26 protein-coding genes and 2 rRNA genes are annotated in these 25,260 nt (G+C 49.1%); 10 read left to right on the top strand and 18 right to left on the bottom strand.

The genetic code is table 11. The features are described 5' to 3' along the window. Nucleotides 1-79 precede the first annotated feature (79 nt). Nucleotides 80-928, top strand: coding sequence for a MurR/RpiR family transcriptional regulator (locus tag MES37_RS03900; RefSeq protein WP_064544377.1), 849 nt, complete (start codon nt 80-82; stop codon nt 926-928). Between the two features lie 55 nt (nt 929-983). Beyond that, nucleotides 984-1,244: a YfhL family 4Fe-4S dicluster ferredoxin gene (locus MES37_RS03895; protein WP_064544375.1), complete on the top strand. Its 261-nt coding sequence runs from the start codon at nt 984-986 to the stop codon at nt 1,242-1,244. Here the strand turns inward: MES37_RS03895 and acpS are convergent. The 12 genes from acpS to MES37_RS24910 form a co-directional block, all read right to left on the bottom strand. Next, the gene (gene acpS, locus MES37_RS03890; RefSeq protein WP_064544373.1) at nt 1,241-1,621 is read right to left on the bottom strand and encodes a holo-ACP synthase; all 381 of its coding nucleotides are present in this window, start codon (nt 1,619-1,621) and stop codon (nt 1,241-1,243) included. The genes MES37_RS03895 and acpS overlap by 4 nt on opposite strands. Continuing rightward, nucleotides 1,621-2,352, bottom strand: a complete 732-nt coding sequence (gene pdxJ, locus MES37_RS03885; RefSeq protein ID WP_064544371.1) for a pyridoxine 5'-phosphate synthase — start codon at nt 2,350-2,352, stop codon at nt 1,621-1,623. The genes acpS and pdxJ overlap by 1 nt, the downstream gene beginning before the upstream one ends. A gap of 75 nt (nt 2,353-2,427) precedes the next feature. Then, on the bottom strand, nt 2,428-3,165 hold the full coding sequence (gene recO, locus MES37_RS03880) for a DNA repair protein RecO (protein WP_064544369.1): 738 nt from the start codon (nt 3,163-3,165) through the stop codon (nt 2,428-2,430). Nucleotides 3,166-3,168: 3 nt separating this feature from the next. Beyond that, nucleotides 3,169-4,071 (bottom strand): GTPase Era, encoded by a 903-nt coding sequence (gene era, locus MES37_RS03875; RefSeq protein WP_064544367.1) that lies wholly within the window; start codon nt 4,069-4,071, stop codon nt 3,169-3,171. Next, nucleotides 4,071-4,751 carry a ribonuclease III gene (rnc, locus tag MES37_RS03870; RefSeq protein ID WP_064513123.1) on the bottom strand — a complete coding sequence of 227 codons (681 nt, stop codon included), beginning with the start codon at nt 4,749-4,751 and terminating at the stop codon, nt 4,071-4,073. Before rnc ends, era begins: the two co-directional genes overlap by 1 nt. Nucleotides 4,752-4,922: 171 nt before the next feature. After that, nucleotides 4,923-5,897: a signal peptidase I gene (lepB, locus tag MES37_RS03865; protein WP_064544365.1), complete on the bottom strand. Its 975-nt coding sequence runs from the start codon at nt 5,895-5,897 to the stop codon at nt 4,923-4,925. Nucleotides 5,898-5,911: 14 nt separating this feature from the next. Then, nucleotides 5,912-7,711 carry a translation elongation factor 4 gene (gene lepA, locus MES37_RS03860; protein WP_064544363.1) on the bottom strand — a complete coding sequence of 600 codons (1,800 nt, stop codon included), beginning with the start codon at nt 7,709-7,711 and terminating at the stop codon, nt 5,912-5,914. A gap of 205 nt (nt 7,712-7,916) precedes the next feature. Then, nucleotides 7,917-8,396, bottom strand: a complete 480-nt coding sequence (rseC, locus tag MES37_RS03855) for a SoxR-reducing system protein RseC (protein ID WP_064544361.1) — start codon at nt 8,394-8,396, stop codon at nt 7,917-7,919. After that, nucleotides 8,393-9,349, bottom strand: coding sequence for a sigma-E factor regulatory protein RseB (gene rseB, locus MES37_RS03850; RefSeq protein ID WP_064544359.1), 957 nt, complete (start codon nt 9,347-9,349; stop codon nt 8,393-8,395). Before rseB ends, rseC begins: the two co-directional genes overlap by 4 nt. Continuing rightward, entirely contained in the window at nt 9,349-9,996 is a 648-nt protein-coding gene (gene rseA, locus MES37_RS03845) for an anti-sigma-E factor RseA (protein ID WP_064544358.1), read from the bottom strand. Before rseA ends, rseB begins: the two co-directional genes overlap by 1 nt. Nucleotides 9,997-10,027: 31 nt before the next feature. After that, a complete protein-coding gene (gene rpoE / locus MES37_RS03840; RefSeq protein ID WP_064544357.1) occupies nt 10,028-10,603 on the bottom strand; it encodes an RNA polymerase sigma factor RpoE in 576 nt (191 codons plus the stop codon). A gap of 22 nt (nt 10,604-10,625) precedes the next feature. Next, complete coding sequence (locus MES37_RS24910) at nt 10,626-10,682, bottom strand: hypothetical protein (RefSeq protein WP_370090880.1); 57 nt, start codon at nt 10,680-10,682, stop codon at nt 10,626-10,628. Nucleotides 10,683-11,036: 354 nt separating this feature from the next. Between MES37_RS24910 and nadB the strand changes: the two genes are divergently transcribed. Then, the gene (gene nadB / locus MES37_RS03835; RefSeq protein ID WP_064544353.1) at nt 11,037-12,653 is read left to right on the top strand and encodes an L-aspartate oxidase; all 1,617 of its coding nucleotides are present in this window, start codon (nt 11,037-11,039) and stop codon (nt 12,651-12,653) included. Here the strand turns inward: nadB and trmN are convergent. Continuing rightward, nucleotides 12,638-13,375 carry a tRNA(1)(Val) (adenine(37)-N(6))-methyltransferase TrmN gene (trmN, locus tag MES37_RS03830; RefSeq protein ID WP_064544351.1) on the bottom strand — a complete coding sequence of 246 codons (738 nt, stop codon included), beginning with the start codon at nt 13,373-13,375 and terminating at the stop codon, nt 12,638-12,640. The two genes, nadB and trmN, sit on opposite strands and share 16 nt — an antisense overlap. 133 nt (nt 13,376-13,508) lie before the next feature. Here trmN and srmB point away from each other — a divergent pair, with 133 nt between their 5' ends. Next, nucleotides 13,509-14,831, top strand: a complete 1,323-nt coding sequence (srmB, locus tag MES37_RS03825) for an ATP-dependent RNA helicase SrmB (RefSeq protein WP_121815084.1) — start codon at nt 13,509-13,511, stop codon at nt 14,829-14,831. 145 nt (nt 14,832-14,976) lie between these two features. Here the strand turns inward: srmB and grcA are convergent, their stop codons facing one another. After that, nucleotides 14,977-15,360 carry an autonomous glycyl radical cofactor GrcA gene (gene grcA, locus MES37_RS03820; RefSeq protein ID WP_064544347.1) on the bottom strand — a complete coding sequence of 128 codons (384 nt, stop codon included), beginning with the start codon at nt 15,358-15,360 and terminating at the stop codon, nt 14,977-14,979. Nucleotides 15,361-15,679: 319 nt separating this feature from the next. Between grcA and ung the strand changes: the two genes are divergently transcribed. Continuing rightward, entirely contained in the window at nt 15,680-16,360 is a 681-nt protein-coding gene (gene ung / locus MES37_RS03815; RefSeq protein ID WP_232886348.1) for a uracil-DNA glycosylase, read from the top strand. 54 nt (nt 16,361-16,414) lie between these two features. Here the strand turns inward: ung and MES37_RS03810 are convergent, their stop codons facing one another. Next, nucleotides 16,415-17,476 (bottom strand): tRNA/rRNA methyltransferase, encoded by a 1,062-nt coding sequence (locus MES37_RS03810; protein WP_064544343.1) that lies wholly within the window; start codon nt 17,474-17,476, stop codon nt 16,415-16,417. A gap of 211 nt (nt 17,477-17,687) precedes the next feature. Here MES37_RS03810 and trxC point away from each other — a divergent pair, with 211 nt between their 5' ends. The 5 genes from trxC to MES37_RS03785 all read left to right on the top strand — a co-directional run bounded on the left by trxC (nt 17,688) and on the right by MES37_RS03785 (nt 23,427). Next, nucleotides 17,688-18,107, top strand: a complete 420-nt coding sequence (gene trxC, locus MES37_RS03805) for a thioredoxin TrxC (protein ID WP_064544341.1) — start codon at nt 17,688-17,690, stop codon at nt 18,105-18,107. A 73-nt stretch (nt 18,108-18,180) separates the two neighbouring features. Beyond that, nucleotides 18,181-18,882 (top strand): tRNA-uridine aminocarboxypropyltransferase, encoded by a 702-nt coding sequence (locus MES37_RS03800; RefSeq protein ID WP_064544339.1) that lies wholly within the window; start codon nt 18,181-18,183, stop codon nt 18,880-18,882. A 32-nt stretch (nt 18,883-18,914) separates the two neighbouring features. Beyond that, nucleotides 18,915-21,575, top strand: coding sequence for a bifunctional acetate--CoA ligase family protein/GNAT family N-acetyltransferase (locus MES37_RS03795; protein WP_121815082.1), 2,661 nt, complete (start codon nt 18,915-18,917; stop codon nt 21,573-21,575). 114 nt (nt 21,576-21,689) lie between these two features. Next, nucleotides 21,690-23,045, top strand: a complete 1,356-nt coding sequence (gene pssA / locus MES37_RS03790) for a CDP-diacylglycerol--serine O-phosphatidyltransferase (RefSeq protein WP_121815081.1) — start codon at nt 21,690-21,692, stop codon at nt 23,043-23,045. A gap of 58 nt (nt 23,046-23,103) precedes the next feature. Beyond that, nucleotides 23,104-23,427 (top strand): YfiM family lipoprotein, encoded by a 324-nt coding sequence (locus tag MES37_RS03785; RefSeq protein WP_064544334.1) that lies wholly within the window; start codon nt 23,104-23,106, stop codon nt 23,425-23,427. Here the strand turns inward: MES37_RS03785 and MES37_RS03780 are convergent. The 3 genes from MES37_RS03780 to MES37_RS03770 all read right to left on the bottom strand — a co-directional run. After that, nucleotides 23,424-24,728 (bottom strand): MFS transporter, encoded by a 1,305-nt coding sequence (locus MES37_RS03780; RefSeq protein WP_064544332.1) that lies wholly within the window; start codon nt 24,726-24,728, stop codon nt 23,424-23,426. The two genes, MES37_RS03785 and MES37_RS03780, sit on opposite strands and share 4 nt — an antisense overlap. Before the next feature lie 214 nt (nt 24,729-24,942). Then, a 5S ribosomal RNA gene (gene rrf / locus MES37_RS03775) occupies nt 24,943-25,058 on the bottom strand. Between the two features lie 114 nt (nt 25,059-25,172). Further along, a 23S ribosomal RNA gene (locus tag MES37_RS03770) occupies nt 25,173-25,260 on the bottom strand; the annotation flags it as partial.

Here is a 25,260-nt window from a genome sequence, read left to right as displayed (position 1 = left end):
TATTAAATTCATTCAGGCGAGCGTAATTTACGTTATTATGGAGCCGCTCACATAATTGACCCGACGGACTGGAGAGGACATGAACTGCTTATTGCGTATTCGAAGCCGCTACCCAACCCTGGCACAAAGCGACCGTAGACTGGCTGACTTTTTGCTGGAGAAGCCCGACTACGCGCGCCATTTAAGTTCACAGCAGCTTGCCACCGAGGCAGGTGTCAGCCAGTCCAGCGTGGTGAAATTTTCCCAAAAACTGGGGTTCAAAGGCTTTCCGGCTCTGAAACTGGCAATCAGTGAAGCACTGGCCAGCGGCCAGGAACCACAATCTGTGCCTGTTCATAATCTGATATTGGGTGATGACCCACTGCGGTTAGTGGGCGAAAAGCTGATTAAGGATAATTTGGCCGCGATGCGTGCCACGCTTGATGTCAACAGTGAAGAAAAACTGCTAGCGAGTGTGGATATGTTGCGCAATGCACGCCGGGTGCTGCTGGTAGGTATTGGCGCCTCTGGCCTGGTTGCCAAGAATTTTTCCTGGAAGCTGATGAAAATTGGTATTAATGCGGTGGCGGAGCAAGACATGCATGCATTACTGGCGACGGCCCAAGCTTCAAGCAGTGACGACGTGCTATTGGCTATTTCCTATTCTGGTGAACGGCGTGAGATAAATCTTGCCGCTGATGAAACCCTGCGTACCGGAGCAAAAATCCTCGCGATTACCGGTTTTACACCTAACGCTTTACAACAACGCGCCACTCTTTGCCTGTATACCATCGCTGAAGAACAGGCGACACGCAGCGCGGCAATTTCATCCACCAGCGCGCAAATGATGCTGACCGACCTTCTGTTTATGGCGCTGGTACAAAGGGATTTGGAACATGCGCCGGGGCGAATTCGCCACAGTGAAGCACTGGTAAAAAAACTGGTTTGACCGGTGATTGGGCGTATAATGCCCGCCCTGTTTCTGTTGTTATCGAGATCTTCCCATGGCACTGCTCATCACTAAAAAATGTATTAACTGCGATATGTGCGAGCCGGAGTGCCCGAACGAAGCTATTTCCATGGGGGAGAGCATTTATGAGATCAACACCGATCGCTGCACTGAATGCGTCGGGCATTACGAAACGCCAACCTGCCAGAAAGTCTGTCCGATCCCGAATACTATCATTAGCGATCCGGCGCATATTGAGAACCAGGAGCAACTGTGGGACAAGTTCGTTCAGTTGCATCATGCAGACAAACTTTAGTTCTCAATAATTACCGTTGCACACGCATAGTGCCGTTCATCGGCAAGCGTAACATGCACTGAGCGCACGCCCATTCTTTGCGCGACTCGTTCCGCCTCTTCCCAAAACCGTAATTGCGGTTTGCCTAGTGGATCGTTAAAAACCTCGAACTGATTAAACGCCAGGCCATTGCGAATTCCTGTCCCAAACGCTTTGGCTGCAGCTTCCTTTACTGCAAAGCGTTTGGCAAGAAAGCGCACCGGCTGCTGGTGCGCCTGGTATTGCAGCCATTCATTGGCACTAAGCACACGCTTCGCCAGGCGGTCGCCGGAACGTGAGATAACGCTTTCGATACGCGCTATCTCCACGATATCGGTGCCAAGGCCAAGAATAGCCATTAGCTACGTGCTTCCAGCATCAGACGTTTCATTTCTGCTACCGCTTCTTTCAAACCGCTCATTACCGCACGGCCAATTATTGCATGGCCGATATTCAGCTCATGCATTTCTGGCAAACGGGCAATAGCTTTGACGTTGTGATAAGTCAGCCCGTGTCCGGCGTTCACTTTCAGGCCTTTTCCGGCGGCATAGGTTGCAGCTTCGGCAATACGCGCCAGTTCTTTGGCTTGAGTCACGTCGTCTTTTGCATCAGCGTAGCAGCCGGTGTGAATTTCGATATATGGCGCGCCAACAGCTACCGCTGCATCAATTTGCGCGTGGTCAGCATCAATAAACAGAGAAACCAGAATGCCAGCATCGGCCAGCCGTTTGCAGGCATCACGCATTTTATCCAGTTGACCGGCGACATCTAGCCCGCCTTCGGTAGTCACTTCCTGACGCTTTTCTGGCACAAGGCAGCAGAAATGAGGCTTGGTTTCGCAAGCAATATCAAGCATCTCTTCGGTAACGGCCATTTCCAGATTCATACGTGTGTCGAGGGTCTGGCGCAAGATGCGTACATCGCGATCGGTGATGTGCCGGCGATCTTCACGCAGGTGAACGGTAATACCGTCAGCCCCTGCTTGTTCGCAGATAAATGCCGCCTGCACTGGGTCTGGGTATGCCGTGCCACGTGCGTTACGTAAAGTTGCGATGTGATCGATATTGACGCCTAACAGTAATTTAGACATGCCTTTCCTCGGGTCAGAACGGTTTGAGTTCAGGCAGTTTACACCGGGTAAGGAAAGCATGGCTACGACCAGACGTTATTGCGGGTCTTGTGGTGATTTGAGTGGTGGAATTTTAGGCACAAACTGGCGGAATAATTCGCGGCTTTTAAGCGGTTTGCCACCGAGGTAAGGTTTCAGCGCCATTCTGGTAAAACGTTTCGCGGCGCGTAAGGATGCAATATCAGGGAATTCGCGATTGGCGAGAGCTTTGAGTTCATGCCCAGTGAAACTACGGTTATCCACCACCAGGCTCGCGATAAACCCTTTCTCTTCACGATAGCGATAAGTCATGGTGTCGCTGACTTCTTCCCCGCTTCCTGCGCAGTGCAGGAAATCCACGCCATATCCCAGGTGCCCCAGCAGAGCCAATTCAAATCGGCGCAATGCCGGTTCCGGCGAGCCGCTGGTTCCCGCTAATGCCTGAATGCAATGAAGGTAGTCGAAAAATAATTCAGAGAAACGGGTTTCATCTTCCAGAACGCGTGAAACCAGTTCATTCACGTACAGGCCGCTGTAGAGCGTAATACCACTAAGTGGAAGTGCCAGTGAGACAGCTTCGGCGCTACGCAGTGTTTTGACTTCACCACGACCGCCCCAGCGAACCAGCAAAGGGGTAAAGGGTTGTAGAGTCCCTTTAAGGTTAGAGCGGCGAGAACGAGCGCCTTTCGCAATTAAACGAACGCGCCCGGACTCTTCAGAAAAGAGGTCTAGCAGAAGGCTGGTTTCGCTCCAGGGGCGACTATGCAGGACAAAAGCCCGTTGCCAGCCTTCCATTGGTTAGTCGTCTGTGTAGCCGAGGCTGCGCAACGCGCGCTCGTCATCTGCCCAGCCGGATTTAACCTTCACCCACAATTCCAGGTGAATTTTCGCTTCAAACATGTCTTCCATGTCTTTACGCGCTTCGATACCGATGGTTTTGATTTTGGCGCCTTTGTTGCCAATCACCATTTTCTTCTGGCCTTCACGTTCAACCAGAATCAAACCATTGATGTCGTAACCACCGCGAGCGTTAGTCACAAACTGTTCAATTTCAACGGTCACGGAATACGGTAATTCCGCGCCAAGGAAACGCATCAGCTTTTCACGGATGATTTCAGAAGCCATGAAACGCTGAGAACGGTCAGTGATGTAATCTTCCGGGAAGTGATGAATCGCTTCTGGCAGACGTTTACGCACGATGCTGGCGATAGTATCCACGTTCATGCCGTTTTCAGCAGAAATAGGCACGATATCGAGGAAGTTCATCTGGCTACCGAGGAATTGCAGGTGCGGCAGCAAAACGCCTTTATCCTGGACGTTATCGACTTTGTTCACCGCAAGAATTACCGGCGCTCGCGCGTCACGCAGTTTGTTAAGCACCATCTCGTCATCTGCGGTCCACTTAGTGCCTTCAACCACAAAGATAACCAGCTCAACGTCACCGATGGAGCTGCTGGCAGCTTTGTTCATCAGGCGGTTGATGGCACGTTTTTCTTCCATATGCAACCCTGGGGTATCGACGTAAATCGCCTGATACGGACCTTCAGTATGGATGCCCATAATGCGGTGACGAGTGGTCTGCGCTTTACGGGAAGTAATAGAGATTTTTTGCCCAAGCAACTGGTTTAGCAGCGTGGATTTGCCGACATTCGGGCGACCAACGATGGCCACGAATCCGCAAAAGGTTTGTTCTTCGCTCATTATTCCAGCTCCAGCTTGATAAGCGCCTGCTCAGCTGCAGCCTGTTCCGCTTTACGGCGGCTTGAACCGGTACCAACGACCGGCTCAGGCAGGCCACTCACCTGACAGTGAATGGTAAATTCCTGATCGTGCGCTTCACCACGAACCTGCACCACCAAATAAGATGGCAGTGGCAAGTGGCGACCCTGCAAATACTCTTGCAGACGCGTCTTAGGGTCTTTTTGCTTATCGCCTGGGCTAATTTCATCCAGACGAGATTGATACCAGGAAAGAATTAAGCGCTCAACGTTCTGGATATCGCTGTCGAGGAAAACACCACCAATTAAGGCTTCGACGGTATCGGCCAGAATAGATTCGCGGCGGAAACCACCGCTTTTCAATTCACCCGGCCCAAGGCGCAGACATTCGCCTAATTCAAATTCGCGGGCAATTTCTGCCAGCGTATTTCCGCGCACCAGCGTCGCACGCATACGGCTCATATCGCCCTCGTCAACACGAGGGAAACGATGGTAAAGCGCGTTTGCGATAACGTAGCTAAGAATTGAGTCACCCAGGAATTCCAGACGCTCATTGTGCTTGCTGCTGGCACTGCGATGCGTTAATGCCTGTTGCAACAGATCCTGATGTACAAAAGTGTAGCCCAGCTTACGCTGCAGCCTATTTATTACGATGGGGTTCATGCGATACCAATTAATGAATGCGTCAATTATTCAGCACACGGAACAGACCTGAAAAAGAGAACCAACGCTGTTTCGTTTGCCGTGGCTCCTCTAAGAGGAGCCAACCTTAATACGGGGGGATATTCTATAGATAACGACATAGAAAGTCGTTATCTGAATAGATTTAATTGATCAATGAATTCCGCCAATACGGCTTAAACGAACACCCGTTGGCCATTCACCTTCTTGTTTCTCAAAACTCATCCAGATTGCCGTCGCTTTACCGACCAGATTTGCCTCAGGAACAAAGCCCCAATAACGGCTATCAGCGCTGTTATCGCGGTTATCACCCATCATGAAGTAATGGCCTGGTGGAACAATCCAGGTCGCCAGTTGTTGGCCTGGTTGCTGGTAGTACATCCCCAGTTGATCCTGAGCGATTGGCACCGTCAATATGTTGTGAGTTACATCACCCAACGTTTCTTTGCGCTCAGACAGACGGATACCGTCTTCTTTGGTCTGGTTCAGCGGCAACTGGAAAAAACCAGAATTCGCTTCACTGCCGTTACGGCGCGCAAAGGTCTGAACGAAATCGCTCGGCTCTACGTTGCTGTAAGTAATTGGCAGAGCGTTATCACATGCCTGGCCAGAACTGCAATTTGGCTGGACCGTGACTTCTTTTGCAACGGGATCGTAACTGACGCGATCGCCTGGTAAACCAACAGCACGCTTGATGTAATCCAGACGAGGATCTTGCGGGTATTTAAAGACCACAATATCACCGCGTTTTGGATGACCCGTTTCAATGAGCGTTTTCTGGTAAATAGGATCTTTAATGCCGTAAGCAAATTTCTCCACCAGAATAAAGTCGCCAATTAATAACGTTGGCATCATTGATCCTGATGGGATCTGGAACGGTTCATAGATAAACGAACGCACGATCAAGACAATAGCGAGCACCGGGAATACGGATGCCCCCGTTTCTAACCAACCTGGCTTAGGTGCCACTTTTTTTAGCGTTTTGCTATCAAGTGCATCACCAGTGGCAGCTTGCGCTGCCGCCTGTTTTTCCTGACGCTTTGGCGCGAAGATAAATTTATCGATACACCATAAAAGGCCCGTTACCAGCGTCGCTATCACGAGGATTAGCGCAAACATATTCGCCATGCCAACTCCTTAATTTATTTGCTGTCTTTGCCGACATGCAGAATGGCGAGGAACGCTTCCTGAGGCAATTCGACGTTACCGACTTGCTTCATACGCTTCTTACCGTCTTTCTGTTTCTGCAACAGCTTTTTCTTACGGCTTACGTCACCGCCGTAGCATTTCGCCAGAACGTTTTTACGCAACTGTTTCACGGTAGAACGCGCAATAATATGTGCGCCGATTGCCGCCTGAATCGCAATATCGAACTGTTGACGAGGGATCAGCTCCTGCATTTTCTCAACCAACTGACGGCCACGGAACTGCGAGTTGCCACGGTGAGTGATCAATGCCAGAGCATCAACACGGTCACCGTTAATCAGTACATCAACACGTACCATGTCAGAGGTCTGGAAACGTTTGAAGTTATAGTCCAGAGAAGCATAGCCACGGGATGTTGATTTCAGACGGTCGAAGAAGTCGAGTACTACTTCTGCCATCGGGATTTCGTAAGTCAACGCAACCTGGTTACCGTGGTAGACCATGTTGGTCTGTACGCCACGTTTTTCGATACACAGAGTGATGACGCTGCCCAGATATTCCTGTGGCATCAGCATATGACATTCAGCGATTGGCTCACGCAGTTCAGCAATGTTATTCAGTGCTGGCAGCTTAGATGGGCTATCAACATAAATTGTTTCGCCGCTGGTGGTTTCAACTTCGTAAACTACGGTTGGCGCTGTGGTAATCAGGTCAAGGTCGTATTCACGTTCCAGACGTTCCTGAATGATTTCCATGTGCAACAGACCAAGGAAGCCACAACGGAAGCCGAAGCCCAGTGCCGTTGAGCTTTCTGGCTCAAAGAACAAGGAGGCATCGTTCAGGCTCAATTTACCCAACGCATCACGGAAGTTTTCGTAATCGTCAGAGCTTACCGGGAACAGACCCGCATAAACCTGTGGTTTCACTTTTTTGAAACCTGGCAGCGCTTTATCTGCTGGGTTACGCGAAAGGGTCAGGGTATCGCCAACCGGTGCGCCGAGAATGTCTTTGATCGCACAAACCAACCAGCCAACTTCACCACAACCCAGTACATCGCGATCAACACGTTTTGGCGTGAAGATACCCAAACGGTCAGCGTTATAGACCTGGCCGGTGCTCATAACTTTGATTTTGTCGCCTTTTCTCATGGTACCGTTTTTGATACGAACCAGAGAAACAACGCCGAGGTAGTTATCGAACCAGGAATCGATGATCAGTGCCTGTAATGGCGCATCTGGATCACCTTCTGGGCCCGGGATATCACGCACCAGACGTTCAAGTACATCTGTTACGCCAAAGCCGGTTTTAGCCGAGCAGCGCACTGCATCAGCGGCATCAATGCCAACAATATCTTCAATTTCCTGCGCAGCGCGTTCAGGATCGGCAGCTGGCAAGTCAATTTTGTTCAGAACTGGAACCACTTCCAGATCCATTTCCATGGCGGTATAGCAGTTTGCCAGGGTCTGAGCTTCTACGCCCTGACCAGCATCGACCACCAGCAGCGCACCTTCGCAGGCTGCCAGAGAACGGGAAACTTCATAAGAGAAGTCAACGTGGCCTGGGGTGTCGATGAAATTCAGATGATAGGTTTCGCCATCTGATGCTTTGTAATCCAACGTTACGCTTTGCGCTTTGATGGTAATACCACGTTCACGCTCCAGATCCATGGAGTCAAGAACCTGAGCTTCCATTTCACGGTCAGACAAGCCGCCGCAAATTTGGATAATACGGTCAGACAGCGTCGATTTGCCGTGGTCGATGTGGGCAATAATAGAAAAGTTACGTATATTCTTCATAGTTAGAGGTTTTTATGCCTTACAAATCCGGGAAAGCTCGGCGCAATGCGCTGTACAGAGCGTGATGTCAATGGCTGTCTTTTGCCTGAAACGCCGCATTCTACACTACAACGAGAAAGCGAGGAAACAGGTCATCATGCAAGCGTAGCTGAGAGATGAAAGACCTATAGAAAGTGTGTCTAACAGATTGCGGATATCGGAGACTCTACTGGCTATCCGCAGGAGTCGTCGTTTCGACTCTAAGAACATTTGGTGGTAGTGCGACACTGAGAATAACAGGTTGCCAGGTTTCACGGCGGCTGAGCTTTAATGAGAACCCGCGCGCGATCAGAAAACCGCCCACGCCGCCCAGAACAGCACCGCAAATCGCCGCAAGGTTGGTACCAAACAGCGCCTGAAACACTCCCGAAACCAGAAATAAGCCCAGCAATGGGGACATATAAACCAGCAACGCAGAACCTATCAGGCTGCCTTCAGCAATACCCAATTCGACTTTTTGCCCCGCCACCAGCGGCGTATCGCAAGCAACAGACAAGGTGTGGCTGGTTTGTGGGCCGAGTTTGTTGAGAATGCGGCTGCCGCAGCCTGCGCGCGAAGCACAGCTACTGCATGACGCTTTTACGTCACAGCTTAACAGTGCTTCACCTTTTTGCCAGGAGATAACGGTAGCCCACTCCTTGATCATTGCGCTGTCCTGAATTTGATACTGTCAGCAATACGTTTCGCTGTTTGTGGCGGAAGCTCACCGACGATCGTAATTTCAGTTTTATCCCGAACTTCAGAACTCACCGTGCGGCGCCCGGTGCGCAGTAGCTGATCGGTGCTATTGCTGGCTGCACGGCTAATGTTGACCGAGAAGCTGAACAGACCATCAGAATACAGGCGAGATTCGATAGGAACATCAACAGTCGGCAATGGACGACGGCTGCTGGAGACCTCACTAAAACCTTGCGGCAACCAGGTCGGTGCCCAGGCAAAATTGATTTTTTCAGCACCCGGCACTGACAGCAATGGCGGTAAATTCGCCTTCGCCAGGCTTTGCATCATGCCGTTGGCTTCTTTGCTGACGTTGAAGGAAATAACGCGGAATTGCTCCAGCGTTTCACCATCACGGTCCAGCAAATCAACACGCATAGGTAATTTGGTTTCCGAGTCCAACCACACCATATAGCTGTAACGCGTGCCATCTCGTGCCACGACTCGGATTACTTCGCAAAGCCTGTCGGCAATACGAGTGCGTCCGACAGAAATGAAGTCGTAATAAGGTGTTAAGCGTTTGAAATCGGTGTAGACGATTGATGGAAGCGAGTCAACAATGTAATCACCAGTGAGCGTAAACGGCTCAAGCCCTGGTTCAAAATAGCTGATTTCACTGCCACGCTGGACAACTTCTCGGCGTGGGCCATCCATCTGAAGCAATTGCGCAAGTGGACGATTATCAAGTCTTGCATGGCGATAGCGTAAGGACTCTATCCCTTGCTTATTAATACTGATAAATGCCAACTCATAATTGAGTGACTGACTCGCCTGGTTCATTTGCTGCAACAACGCCCCGGACGAAACTGTGTCCGCCGAGGCATTTGAGCTGAACAACAGGCTGCTTGTCATAAGAGACAGTGCATACCAAAGTTGCTTCATTACTGCGATTGAGTTCCTAACGTTTGGTTTCCTGGCACTTGTACCGCAGCTTGCTGGGTTTGTGCCTGTTCAAACTGGAGTTGCTCGGCGTGTAAACGACGCTGCAATTCGTAATCTTGCAGCATAGCATTGATACGTCGACGTTGTTCCTGTACCTGCTGCTGACCAGTACTTGCAGTGCTGTCAGACGGAACACCCAAGCTTACCGGGCTCGCTTTACCCATCATCGGTAAAGTGTTGAACACAGGAGCTTCAGGCTGCGCAGGATTGTCAGATTGGCCATTATATTGCTGCACACCAACGATTACCGCAAGCGATACGCATGCTGCAACACCCACTTGGGTAAGCTGGCTGGCCCACGGACGTACCTTTTTCCAGAACGACATTTTCTGCCATTGCTGAGGTTCAGGCTGCTGTTCAGTAATAAGTGGCGTGACATGACGCACTGGTTCATTTTCGATTGCCGCCATAACATTGGCTGCAATATCAAAATGAAGCAATTCACTGGTATCGCCGCGCATAGTATCGCGGATTAGGTGGTAGCTCTCCCAGCTTTGCTGCAATGATTTGTCTTGTGACAAGACACTTAGCAGTTCGCTATCCAGAGTTTCCCCATCCATTAAAGCGGAAAGCTGTTCTTTCTGCATGCCTAATTACCCTTCCAGTAACCCGCTATCGTCAACGCCTGATAAGCGGTTGAACTTTATTATCAATAGCTTCCCGCGCACGGAAAATACGAGAACGTACTGTCCCTACCGGGCAATCCATGATGGCGGCTATTTCTTCATAGCTCAAACCATCCAACTCCCGCAACGTAATTGCCATGCGTAAATCTTCCGGGAGTGACTCAATAGTACGGAAAACTATTTGTCTCAGTTCTTCAGACAACATTAAGTTCTCAGGGTTCGAAATTTCTTTCAATGCACTGCCACTTTCGTAGTTTTCCGCATCAATTGCGTCCACATCGCTTGATGGAGGACGACGACCCTGAGCAACCAGATAATTTTTTGCCGTGTTGACCGCGATGCGGTACAACCATGTATAAAACGCACTATCGCCACGGAATGAATCCAGTGCGCGATAAGCTTTGATAAAAGACTCCTGCACCACGTCAGGAACATCTCCTGAAGGTACATATCGGGAAACCAGACTCGCCACTTTATGCTGATAGCGAACCACCAGTAAATTAAATGACGTCTTGTCTCCCTTCTGGACCCGTTCGACGAGGACCTGATCCGTTAACTGCTCACTCATCCGAGGTAATGTCTCCCCAAACCTATTTCCACGCGTAATTGAAAAGCCACCCGAACTCTGCATAAATGAGCAAGTTCACGGTTGGAGCACTCGATTTGAGCAAAGTTCCATTACGCCGTTGTTTTCCTGATCTGTCCCACGAATTATCTCTTCTTGATTATAAGTTTCATGGCACAAATGGTGGCACCTTTTTTGTCCGAAAAGGCGATCGCTAGATTCATGCAGAGTATCGCATGAATGATGATTTTTCATTAGAAAATCTGCCACTAACAGTGAACTGGCACGAAAAAGTGCTTAAAGACACTATTATTCGGATGAAACTGAGCTTTGCCTTACTTTTGTTTAGTTCATATAACACCAGTTTAAAAAAAGCGTGTTACAGCCCACATCGGGTGATATGCTGGCCTGACCTTTGTTTAGTAAATTAAACACGATGAACGCAAATTCCGAACTCGCTTGTGATGTATTAATCGTTGGTAGCGGAGCTGCTGGCCTCTCTCTAGCCTTACGGCTTGCCGAAAACTGCAAAGTTATTGTTCTGAGTAAAGGGCCAATTAATGAAGGCTCAACGTTTTATGCTCAGGGTGGCATTGCCGCGGTGTTTGATGAAACGGATAGCATCGATTCACATGTCGAAGATACGCTGATTGCAGGCGCCGGAATTTGCGATCGAGATGCGGTGGAGTTTGTCGCCAGTAACGCACGCCATTGCGTGCAATGGTTAATCGATCAAGGTGTGTTGTTTGACACTGAGATCCAGGCTAATGGCGCGGAAAGCTATCATTTAACTCGCGAAGGTGGGCATAGCCATCGCCGTATTCTCCATGCTGCAGACGCCACTGGCAAAGAAGTTGAAACCACACTAGTCGGCAAAGCACTGAGCCATCCAAATATTCGTGTTATCGAGCGTAGTAACGCCGTCGATCTTATTGTTTCAGACAAGATCGGTCTGCCTGGCACGCGACGTGTCGTGGGGGCCTGGATCTGGAACCGTAATCGCGAGAAAGTGGAAACTTGCCGTGCGAAAGCCGTGGTTTTAGCCACTGGCGGCGCGTCGAAGGTTTATCAGTACACGACTAATCCAGATATTTCTTCAGGTGATGGCATTGCCATGGCGTGGCGTGCAGGTTGCCGCGTTGCCAATCTGGAATTTAATCAGTTCCATCCAACAGCCCTCTTCCATCCTCAGGCTCGTAATTTCCTGCTAACCGAAGCATTGCGCGGTGAAGGTGCTTACCTCAAGCGCCCAGATGGCAGTCGCTTTATGCCAGATTTTGATGAGCGTGGCGAACTGGCTCCGCGTGATATCGTCGCTCGTGCCATCGACCATGAAATGAAACGTCTGGGTGCCGATTGCATGTATCTGGATATTAGCCACAAGCCCGAAGAGTTTGTGCGCCACCATTTCCCAACGATTTACGAAAAGTTGATGGGGTTGGGTATCGATCTGACTAAAGAACCAGTACCTGTGGTGCCCGCTGCCCATTACACCTGTGGCGGTGTGATGGTTGATGAAAATGGCCGTACTGACGTTGATGGGCTATACGCTATTGGCGAAGTGACTTATACCGGTCTGCATGGTGCAAACCGTATGGCGTCGAACTCGTTGTTAGAATGCCTGGTTTATGGCTGGTCTGCTGCAGAAGATATTATGAAGCGTATGCCATACGCGCGTATTTCCAGATCATTACCTGACTGGGATGACAGCCGGGTCGATAATCCTGATGAGCAGGTCGTTATCCAGCATAACTGGCATGAACTGCGTTTATTTATGTGGGATTACGTCGGTATTGTGCGTTCCACGCGCCGACTGGAGCGAGCATTGCGCAGAATTACCATGTTGCAGCAGGAAATTGACGAGTACTATGCCAACTTCCGCGTGTCGAACAATTTACTGGAACTGCGCAACCTTGTGCAGGTTGCCGAGTTAATTGTGCGCTGTGCCATGATGCGTAAAGAAAGCCGGGGTTTGCACTACACGCTGGACTACCCGGATTTGGCTGAAAATTCTGGGCCAAGCATTCTTTCACCGCTTTACATAAACAAATAGAAGTCCTGGGTCAGGCCACAGTAACCTTCGGAATAGTGTTGGTCTGGCCCACGAATCGTCAAACGCTCGGTAAAATACTCACCATCAGTTGGTGACAGTGCCAACATCACACGATGCGGCAAGCGAGTTTCATTATCTGCGATATCCGTACGGTAACGTACAAACCATCCCTGTGTTTTTGCCAGTTCACAAAAAGCCGTTCCCGACGTTTCAGGCATGATCACACAGAAAAAACCATCTTCAGTGATCAACTGTGCGGCACTACTCAACAACGCGTTATGATCAAGCGTTGTGGTATAGCGAGCCTGAGCGCGCTCCGGCGAAGCACAATCACTGCCCTGGGAAAAAAATGGCGGGTTGCTGACGATTAACGAGTAACGTTGCGTGGCTTGTTGCGCCCATTCACGAATATCAGCGCAATGAACTGAGATACGCGAAGACCACTTGCACCCTGCGGCGTTTTCCGCAGCTTGCTCAGCGGCAACAGGATCAAGTTCTACTGCATCGATCGTGACATTGTCAGGCGTGCGCTGCGCTAGCATTAATGCCAGCAAGCCGCTTCCAGTGCCAATATCCAACACGTTTTTCACATTTGCTACGGGTACCCATGCGCCCAGCAATGTGCCATCGGTACCGACTTTCATTGCGCATCGATCGTGCGCTACAAAGAACTGTTTGAAGGTGAATCCATCGCGACGCAATACTGCTTTTTGACTGCACATCTTAGCTACCCTGTAGAGAAACGGGTGTAGCATAGGGGAAAGTCGCTGCCAGGAAAAGCATCAGTTATCCACACAAACAGATGAAGATCGCAGCCATAACGTCTATAATCGGCGCCCTACATAGAGGAAGACCATGACTGTAACCACTTTTTCCGAACTGGAACTTGACGAGAGCTTGTTGCTCGCGCTCCAGGACAAGGGCTTTACCCGCCCGACAGCTATTCAGGCTGCCGCCATTCCACCTGCACTTGAAGGGCGTGATGTCCTTGGTTCCGCACCAACCGGTACCGGTAAAACAGCCGCTTATTTGCTGCCTGTGTTACAGCATTTGGTCGATTTCCCGCGTAAGAAGTCTGGACCACCACGTATTTTGATTGTCACGCCAACACGTGAACTGGCAATGCAAGTAGCCGATCATGCTCGTGAACTGGCAAAACATACCCATCTTGATATCGCAACCATCACGGGTGGCGTGGCATATATGAACCACGCTGAAGTGTTCAGCGAAAACCAGGATATCGTTGTTGCAACAACGGGTCGCCTGCTGCAATACATTAAAGAAGAAAACTTTGATTGCCGTGCAGTAGAGACACTGATTCTTGATGAAGCCGATCGCATGTTGGATCTGGGCTTTGCGCAGGATATTGAAACCATTGCTGCTGAAACTCGCTGGCGCAAACAAACCATGCTGTTCTCTGCAACGCTGGAAGGCGATGCGATTAAGAATTTCGCAGAACGTTTGTTAGAAGATCCAGTTGAAGTTTCCGCGACATCATCAACACGCGAGCGCAAGAAAATCCACCAGTGGTACTACCGCGCCGACAACGTTGAGCACAAAACTGCACTGCTGGTGCATTTGCTGAAACAGCCGGATACCACCCGTTCGATCGTTTTTGTTCGCAAACGTGACCGTGTGCATGAGCTGGTTGCCTGGCTGCGTGAAGCGGGTATCAACACCTGCTACCTCGAAGGCGAAATGGTGCAGATGAAGCGTACCGAAGCTATCAAGCGTTTGACTGATGGCCGCGTGAACGTATTGATCGCTACAGATGTTGCCGCACGTGGTATTGATATTCCAGAAGTCAGCCATGTCTTCAACTTTGATATGCCGCGTACAGCCGATACTTACCTGCACCGTATTGGGCGTACAGGCCGTGCTGGCCTCAAAGGAATCGCTATTTCTCTGGTTGAAGCGCATGACCATTTGCTACTTGGCAAAGTGACGCGTTACATGAAAGAACCCATGAAATCGCGCATAATTGAAGAGCTGCGCCCAACGACCCGTGCACCAAGTGAGAAGCTCACTGGTAAGCCGTCGAAGAAAGTGCTCGCTAAGCGTGAAGAAAAGAAAAAAGACGATAAAGAAAAGCCGCGTGTGAAGGTCCGTCTACGCGATAAAAAGAATGTCGGTAAGCGCCGTAAACCAAGCAGTGCGAAAACCGAATCCGCTGAATAATTCGTCAGCAGCTATAGAAACCGTCTCCCAGGAGGCGGTTTTTTTATGATTTGAGTTAGAGTTTTAACCGTTCCGTTACATTCTTGAACCAGAACCATAAAAAAAGCCGGTGCAACTGCCACCGGCTTTTTAAATATTTTAAGAATTACAGGCTTGCAGTGAAAGTACGAGCAATAACGTCACGCTGTTGTTCTGGAGTCAGTGAGTTGAAACGTACCGCATAGCCAGACACACGAATGGTCAACTGTGGGTATTTTTCTGGGTGCTTAACAGCATCTTCCAGAGTTTCACGACGCAGAACGTTCACATTCAGATGCTGGCCACCTTCTACACGAACTTCAGGTTTTGCTTCCACGCCGATTTCGCGATATTCGAACTCACCCAATTTGCTCACTGCGACAACTTCGTCTTCTGCAAAATCAGCTTTAGCACATACACAACGCGCTTCACCTTTTTCGCTATCTAACAGCCAGATAGAGTTCAAGAGTGAATCATTTGCAGCTTTAGTAATTTGGATACCAGTAATCATTTTATTTCTCCCTTTGGGCTAATTTTGTGATTCTATTTCGGGCCATAAACTGGCTCATTGGTAAAACCATTGTTGCGTTACTGATCTTTATACTAGCCAAACCAGCTTCAAACCTTGATTTAAATCAATTAAATCCATGCCATCAATGTGCCTATGATATCATTTATTTGTTTTACATCAACTTAGCGAGTCTCGTGAAAATTAAAAATTATGTAAATTTTCAACTTTTTTTAAGTTTATGGCGCTTCCGTTGCTGATTCATTTCCTTAGAAGAAAGAAGCCGTTAAGCTAGTCGCATTACGAATCGCAGGAGAGCGAGATGACTACCCCCCTCACCTGGCACGATGTGCTAGCGCAAGAAAAACAACAACCCTACTTCACGAATACTCTGGCAACCGTTGCTGAACGACGTGCTGCAGGGGTGACGGTTTATCCACCTCAGAAAGATGTCTTCAATGCCTTCCGATTTACTGAGTTGGCTGATGTGAAAGTCGTGATTCTTGGGCAAGATCCTTACCATGGTCCTGGGCAAGCGCATGGCCTGGCTTTTTCTGTTCTGCCGGGGGTTGCTGTGCCACCCTCTTTAAAGAATATGTACAAAGAGTTGCAGAGCGACATTGCTGATTTTGTGCAACCAAACCATGGTTATCTCGAAAGCTGGGCGCGTCAGGGCGTGCTTTTACTCAACACGGTATTAACCGTCGAGGCGGGTAATGCGCATTCGCATGCGAAATTAGGCTGGGAAACATTCACAGATAAGGTGATTGCGCTGATTAACGAACACTGCGAAGGCGTCGTCTTTTTACTGTGGGGGTCACATGCACAGAAGAAAGGCAGCTTTATTGACCGGAACCGCCACTATGTATTACAAGCCCCTCATCCGTCACCTTTGTCGGCACACCGTGGTTTTCTGGGGTGCGGCCACTTCTCGAAAACCAATCAATATCTGATGGAACATAACCAGCCAGCAATAAACTGGACGCCGGTATTACCAGATTAAACAGACAAAAAAGCCAGCTTTCGCTGGCTTTTCAAATCAGTCATTAACAATGCATTACGCTTTGTTTTGACGCCACCACTCAGACAGCAACACACCGGTTGCCACTGATACGTTCAGACTTTCAACGTTACCAGTACCTGTGATAGCAACGCTCATGTCAGCATTTTCAAAGGTTGCGTCAGACACACCTTCGCGTTCCTGACCTAACACCAAAACCATTTTCTTCGGCAGCTCAGCTTTGAAAAGCGGAGTCCCTTTGTGGCTTGATGTTGTGACTATCGCGTAACCGGCTTTACGGAACTGCTCCAGACCTTCTTCGAAAGTCTCGCCGCTGATAGCTTCAACATGCTCTGCACCGCCTTCGGCAGTACGAACTGCAGCGCCAGACTCCAGCATTGCTGCATCTTCCACCAATAAGCCTTTCACACCAAAGTGTGCACAGCTGCGCATAATGCCGCCGAGGTTGTGCGGGTTAGCAACGTTTTCCAACGCCAGTACACAATCTTCTTCGCCAGCTTTAGATAACCAGCTGTCAACAGTAATGCCGCGACGCTTTTTAATGATGAAGCAAACGCCACCGTGGTGTTCTGTACCGGATGCTTTTACCAACTCCGCATCATCTACCACATGGTAGGCTTTACGGTTTGCAGCCATCCAACGTAATGCTTCTTTGAAACGCGGTGTCACGCTCTGGATAAACCAGGCGCGTACGATGCAATCAGGGCGGCTAAGGAACAGAGCCTGACATGCGTTCTCACCGTAAACACGTGTTTCTTCCGCACGTTGGCGGCGAATGATTTCAGGGTCAACAATAGGTCTGCCATTGGCACCCATTTGCTCGCCTGCATCAGACACTTCTTCTCTTGGCGGTCGTGAAACCGTGCGCCATGGATTATCACCACGATCTTCACGATCGTCACTACGATTCCGCTCGCGCCCTGCGCCAGGTTTATCATCGCGACGTGGACCACGACGGCCCTCACCCCGTGACGGTGCTGCTGGACGCCCACCGCCTTTACCTGTGCGCGGGTTTTGGCTGCGTTTTTCGCTGTCATCGTCACCGCGGACATACATCACTTTGACCTTGCCGCTTTTACCTTTAAATTCGTCGTTCATGCTTTTCTCCACCTGGCTGAGCGCGTGGCGCGCAGATTACCCGATGTGGCACTGGTTAGCCATTAACTTTGGTCAAAAGCCGGCAACTATTGTAGCCATCGAATAAATCACTTGGCTGGCACTCGACTAATCGCCAATAATATTTAACATATGAGAAACATCATCTGTGATTTTCGTCATTTTTGGACAACACATCCTTTAGAGGTTAGTTATGAATACCGTTTGTGCCGCCTGCCAGGCAATTAATCGCATCCCCGATGAGCGTATTGATGACGGTGCTAAATGCGGCCGTTGTGGTCATGAACTGTTCGATGGTGAGGTTATTAATGCCACCAGCGAAACCCTGGATAAATTGCTGCAAGACGACTTACCGGTAGTTGTAGATTTCTGGGCGCCATGGTGCGGCCCTTGCGTCAACTTCGCGCCAATCTTCGAAGACGTAGCCGAAGAACGCAGTGGCAAAGTACGTTTCGTTAAAGTTAATACCGAAGCGGAGCCTGCACTTAGCGCACGTTTTCGTATCCGCAGCATTCCGACCATTATGGTTTTCAAAAAAGGTGAGATGGTCGACATGCTAAACGGAGCAATGCCGAAAGCACCATTTGATAGCTGGCTGAACGAAAATCTCTAAGTTCACAGGTACGTTTCTTTGTACCCGTGAACTTCATCTACGTTAGAATGGCGTTTTTAAGCTTGTTTATCTGATGACTGAAAACGCCGTCTTACGTCTTCGTGCCGAACGCCTGGCGCGTGCAACTCGCCCATTTCTTGCTCGTGGTAACCGCATCCGCCGTTGCCAGCGCTGCCTGCTGCCGCTAAAACAATGCCTGTGCGAAACACTACAGCCACAGAATGCACGAAGCCGTTTCTGCCTGGTTATGTTTGACACAGAGCCAATGAAGCCGAGTAATACCGGGCGACTTATTGCAGATATTTTGCCAGACACTGAAGCATTCCAGTGGTCACGAACAGAACCACCACAGGCACTGCTCGATTTAGTCAGCTCCCCAGATTACCAACCAATGGTTGTGTTCCCTGCATCTTATGCAAGCATTGAGCGAGAAGTCCTGACTACGCCTCCAAAAAGTGGCAAACCACCACTTTTTATCATGCTCGATGGCACATGGACTGAAGCCCGTAAGATGTTCCGCAAGAGCCCATATCTGGATAATCTGCCGGTCATTTCTGTGGATTTGAGTATTGTTTCTGCCTACCGACTGCGTGAAGCCCATGCCGATGGACAATACTGCACCGCCGAAGTTGCTGCAGCGTTGCTCGCACTTGCAGACGATGAGCACGCAGCCGTCGGGCTGACAGAGCATTTTACGTTGTTCCGTGAACGATATCTGGCAGGTAAACCTCATCATCAATCCAGTGTCACAGCAGCGGAGCCAGAAAGCGTTTAAACTCACTGGGTTAATTCTCAGGGGAGAGAACAATGAGTCAACGTGGGCTGGAGGCGCTACTGCGCCCCAAATCAATCGCTGTTGTCGGAGCTTCTGCAAAAACAGATCGGGCCGGTTATTTAATGATGCGCAATCTGTTGGCCGGAGGCTTTAATGGCCCGGTAATGCCAGTGACACCAACCCATAAAGCGGTGTGTGGTGTTCTTGCCTGGCCAGATATCGCAAGCCTCCCCTTCCCCCCTGACCTTGCGGTAATTTGCACTCATTCGAAACGTAACCCGGAATTACTGCAATCACTGGGAGAAAAAGGGTGTAAAGCCTGCATTATTCTCTCCGCTCCACCAGAACAACTTCCCGAATTATTAGCTTGTGCTAATCAATGGCAAATGCGTTTGCTCGGTCCAAATAGCCTTGGGCTGCTTGCGCCATGGCAAGGCCTTAATGCGAGTTTCTCACCCGTTCCGATTCAGAAGGGCAAGTTGGCATTCATCTCGCAATCTGCAGCGGTGTCCAACACCATTCTTGACTGGGCTCAACAACGAGAAATGGGATTCTCGTGGTTTATTGCGCTGGGTGACAGTCTGGATATTGATGTTGATGAGCTGCTGGATTATCTGGCTCGCGATACCAAAACCAGTGCGATTTTGCTTTATCTCGAACACCTGAGCGATGCGCGACGTTTTGTCTCGGCGGCACGAAGTGCTTCACGTAACAAACCCATTCTGGTGATTAAAAGCGGAAGAAGTGGCAAAGCCCAGGAGTTGCTCAAAACACATATTGGGCTTGATGCAGCGTGGGACGCAGCCATTCAACGAGCCGGTTTATTGCGCGTTCAAGACACTCATGAACTCTTTTCAGCTGTAGAAACGTTAAGCCACATGCGCCCACTGCGCGGTGAACGCTTAATGATTATCAGTAATGGTGCGGCGCCCGCGGCACTGGCGCTGGACGAATTATGGTTACGCAACGGTAAACTTGCGACCCTGAGTGACGAAATCCTCGGTAAGCTAAAAAGTGTGTTGCCAATCAGTGTTGAAACTGGAAACCCGCTTGATTTACGCGACGATGCGACACCTGAGCGCTATCTCCGGGCAGTGGAAACCCTGCTTGATAGCCAGGACTTTGACGCATTAATGATTATTCATGCCCCGAGTGCAGCAGCCCCGGGAACCGAAAGTGCCACGGCCTTAATTGAGTTAATACACCGTCATCCGCGTAGCAAATATATAACTTTGATCACCAACTGGTGTGGCGAGTATTCCTCGCAGGAATCCAGGCGATTATTCAGCGACGCAAGCATTCCCACTTACCGTACCCCTGAAGGTGCAGTCACCGCCTTTATGCACATGGTTGAATATCGCAGAAATCAGAAACAACTGCGTGAAACCCCAGCGTTACCCGCCAATTTGAAAGCCAATGCCAGCGATGCCCATCTTCTTATCCAGCAAGCATTGAGCGAAGGTGCAACGTCGCTCGATACACACGAAGTACGTCCGATTTTGCAGGCTTATGGGTTGAATACGCTACCCACCTGGATTGCCGGTGACAGTGCAGAAGCAGTGCATATTGCTGAACAAATAGGTTATCCGGTCGCGCTGAAGCTACGCTCCCCAGATATTCCGCATAAATCTGAAGTTCAGGGGGTAATGCTGTATCTAAGAACCGCCGCTGAGGTTCAGCAAGCCGCTGATGCAATTATTGACCGAGTGAAAATGGCGTGGCCGCAAGCTCGCATCCATGGGCTATTGGTACAAAGTATGGCTAACCGTGCTGGCGCTCAGGAGCTCCGAATCGTGGTTGAGCACGATCCGGTGTTTGGCCCGCTGATTATGTTGGGCGAAGGTGGTGTTGAATGGCGTCCGGACCAACAGGCTGTTGTGGCTCTTCCACCACTCAATATGAATCTTGCCCGCTACCTTGTTATTCAGGCGATCAAAAGCGGCAAAATCCGTGGACGCAGTGCATTACGCCCCCTGGATGTGCCAGGTATTAGCCAGATCCTGGTTCAGGTTTCAAACTTAATCGTTGATTGCCCGGAGATTCGTCGCCTGGATATTCACCCACTATTGGCTTCAGGCAATGAGTTCACGCTTCTGGATGTCACATTGCAACTCGATAAGTTTGAGGGGGATCCGGAAAGCCGCCTTGCAATACGCCCATATCCGTACCAACTGGAAGAAAGCATCACTCTCAAGAATGGCGAACAATGTCTGTTCCGCCCGATCCTCCCGGAAGATGAACCTTTGTTGCAACAGTTTATTTCCCTGGTAACCAAAGAGGATCTTTACTATCGCTATTTCAGCGAGATCAACGAATTTACCCATGAAGATTTAGCCAATATGACCCAGATCGACTACGATCGAGAAATGGCTTTTGTGGCTATTCGTGAGCTAAACGGATCACCGGAGATAATCGGTGTGACTCGTGCGATCTCAGATCCCGACAACATTGATGCCGAGTTTGCTGTGCTTGTACGTTCCGATTTGAAAGGACTCGGGTTAGGGCGGCGTCTGCTGGAAAAACTGATTAGTTACACCGGCGAACATGGGCTGCAAAGATTGAATGGCATTACCATGCCGAACAACCGAGGTATGGTCTCTTTGGCGCGAAAACTCGGATTTGATGTCGATATACAACTGGAAGATGGCATCGTCAGTCTGACTCTTCCATTGATAAAAAGCATGGATTCGTGAGTAAGGTACTGGAAAACTTACTCACTTTGCGGGTCAGTAGTGGTATTATCAGCAAGTTCTGACGTCTGGATTTTGCAGAAGGCCATCCAATGAATAGAGAAGATACGCACTGTGATGTTGTCTAAATTTAAACGTAATAAACATCAACAACACCTTGCCCAATTGCCGAAGCTTTCTCAGTCAGTTGATGATGTAAAGACTCTTTTCTCCCCAGCAGATTTCCGTGAAGTTCTGCTGCAAAAAATCGCGAGCGCCACCCGCCGCATCTGTATTGTTGCTTTATATCTTGAGCAAGATGATGCCGGTAAAGCCGTGCTAAATGCTCTCTACCAGGCCAAGCAACAACGCCCGGAAATTGAAGTGACCGTTCTGGTGGATTGGCATCGTGCTCAACGAGGCCGCATTGGCGCAGCTGCAACCAACACCAATGCTGACTGGTATCATCGTATGACCGAGGAATATCCCGGCGTAGAAATTCCAGTTTATGGCGTGCCTGTAAATACCCGCGAAGCGTTAGGTGTTCTACACTTCAAAGGTTTTATTGTTGATGATTGCGTGATTTATAGCGGCGCGAGTATTAATGATGTTTATCTGCATCAGCATGACAAATATCGTTATGACCGCTATCAGGTTATCTGTAACCCTCAGCTTTCCGACGTCATGTATAACTGGATGCACGAAAATCTGGTGGGTGGTCGTGCAGTACATCGATTAGACAAACAACACAGACCCAAAAGCCCAGAAATCAAAAATGATATCCGCTTGTTCCGTCAGGAATTACGCGATGCCAGTTTCCATTTTCAGGGCAATGCCGATAACGAGCAACTTGCCGTTACGCCGCTGGTTGGGCTGGGTAAAGCCAGTCTGCTCAATAAAACTATCTATCATTTAATGCCGTGTACCGAACGCAAGTTGGTTATCTGCACGCCTTATTTCAACCTACCCGCGGTACTGGTACGTAGCATCATTGAGCTGTTACGCGAAGGAAAACAAGTCGAGATTATTGTCGGTGATAAGACAGCGAATGATTTTTATATTCCAGAAGATCAGCCGTTTAAGATAATTGGTGCGTTACCCTATCTTTATGAAATTAATCTTCGCCGTTTCCTGAGTCGCTTACAATACTACGTAAACAGTGGCCAGTTGGTGGTACGTCTGTGGAAAGATGACGACAATACTTTCCATCTCAAAGGCATGTGGATAGATGATGAGTGGATGCTATTGACGGGTAATAACCTTAACCCGAGAGCATGGCGACTGGATCTGGAGAATGCGATTCTAATTCATGACCCTAAACAGGAACTGGCTGTACAGCGTGACCATGAATTAGAATTAATCCGTACTCACACGACGGTAGTTCAACACTATCGTGACCTACAAAGCATCTCGGAATATCCGGAGAAAGTCCGTAAGCTTATCCGCCGCCTGCGTAGAATCCGTATCGACCGCTTGATCAGTCGCATTCTGTAATTCATCGCTATATTTAAAGCCCTGCTTGCAGGGTTTTTTTATAGCCAGAGGATCATGAATGCAGCGTCTTTTACTCCCTTCGATAGTACTTCTCAGCGGTTGCAGCCATATGGCGCAAGACCAGTGGCATGGCCAGGACAAAGCACAGCACTTTATTGCATCGGCTATATTATCCGCAGCAGGTAATGAGTATGGTCAACATCAGGGCTGGAGCGATTCCCGTAGCGCAAATTTCGGTTTCTTATTTTCGGTCAGCCTAGGCGCAACAAAAGAATTCTGGGATAGCCGGCCCGCTGGAAGCGGATGGAGCTGGAAAGATTTCACATGGGATATAGCCGGTGCCGCCACCGGCTACGCTATCTGGCAACTCGCCAAATATTAAAGTTTGATCCCTTTCCCTTTACGGTGCAACAGCAGTGATACCAGGAATGCCACTGCTCCCATCACGGAGACATACCAGAAAAATGCGGTTTCCATTCCTACCGATTTCAGTGAAAGTGCGACATATTCAGCCGAACCACCAAACAACGCATTCGCTACCGCATAGGACAGGCCAACACCTAATGCTCGAACTTCAGGTGGAAACATTTCTGCTTTCAAAATACCGCTTATAGAAGTGTAAAAGCTGGCTATCAGCAAAGCTAATATAACGAGACCAAATGCTGCATACGGTGAATTTACGTTTTGCAAAGCGGTAAGAATAGGTACAGTCATTACTGTAGCAAGGCCACCAAAGCAGAGCATGGAATTACGCCGCCCAATCTTGTCAGACAGCGCACCAAAGAAGGGTTGTACCAACATAAATATCAACAATGCAAACGTCATTAATGCACTGGCTGTATTGGCGTGCATTCCAGCGGTATTTACTAAATATTTCTGCATATAGGTGGTGAAAGTGTAGAAGCTTAGCGAACCACCGGCTGTAAATCCAAGAACCATAATAAAGGCACGGCGGTTCTTCCACAGCCCCACCAGGCTACCTGCATCTTTATGTTCCCGTGTAGATTTATCTGAGGTCTCATCAAGTGAGCGACGTAAATAGAGAGCAACCACTGCCAGCACGGCACCAAGTGCAAAAGGAATTCTCCACCCCCATTCACGTAATTCGCCTTCGCTGAGTATTTGTTGAAGTACAACAACCACCAACAATGCTAAAAGTTGCCCGCCAATAAGCGTTACATATTGAAAAGACGCATAAAAACCTTTTCGCCCTTCAATGGCAACTTCACTCATGTAAGTCGCACTCGTGCCGTACTCACCGCCTACGGATAACCCCTGGAATAAACGTGCCAGCAATAGAAGTGCAGGAGCCCAAGTCCCAATGGTGGAATATCCTGGTAAACAGGCAATTACCAACGAGCCAAAACACATCATGCATACTGAAATCAGCATTGAGTTTTTACGCCCATGCTTATCGGCAATGTAACCAAACAGCCAGCCGCCAATTGGTCGCATCAAGAACCCTGCTGCAAATACGCCTGCTGTTTGTAGAAGCTGTGTTGTGTTATTACCTGAGGGGAAAAAGATATGGGCAAAATACAAAGAGCAAAATGAATAAACGTAGAAATCAAACCATTCAACCAGATTCCCTGATGACGCGCCTACAATCGCCCGAATACGCCGGCGCGAATCTGAGCTAGTAATAATAGTTTTATCCTGATGCGTTGTTGTTGCTTCGGTCACTTTATTAATCTCCTGTCTTCCTGAATCGGAACAAATTCCACAGATCCAGTAAAGCAGGTGGTAATGCAGATGTTATATAGAATTATCTGGTATTGATGTTGCAGTGCCAAAAACTGTGAACAAGCTAATCTTTTGGATTTCTGTTGAGGAATTTCATAAATCGCAGACAGCAAAAAGCCCTGTACGTCAGTACAGGGCTTTTTGCTTAATTGGAGCCTGGCAGTTCCCTACTCTCGCATGGGGATACCCCACACTACCATCGGCGCTACGGCGTTTCACTTCTGAGTTCGGCATGGGGTCAGGTGGGACCACCGCGCTAGTGCCGCCAGGCATATTCTGTTTCATTAACCGTCACAGTGTTATCTGCAACCATTAACTTAAAATCTCGGTTCAAGCTGAAAATCAAAATGCTTAGTCTCTCAACCAAAACACCTTCGGTGTTGTAAGGTTAAGCCTCACGGATCATTAGTACTGGTTAGCTCAACGTATCGCTACGCTTACACACCCAGCCTATCAACGTCGTAGTCTTCAA

It is taken from the genome of Buttiauxella sp. S19-1 (assembly GCF_022134725.1).
GTDB lineage: Bacteria > Pseudomonadota > Gammaproteobacteria > Enterobacterales > Enterobacteriaceae > Buttiauxella > Buttiauxella ferragutiae.
Note: the sequence above shows the minus strand (reverse complement) of the source record. Positions and strands in the feature narration are given on the sequence as shown.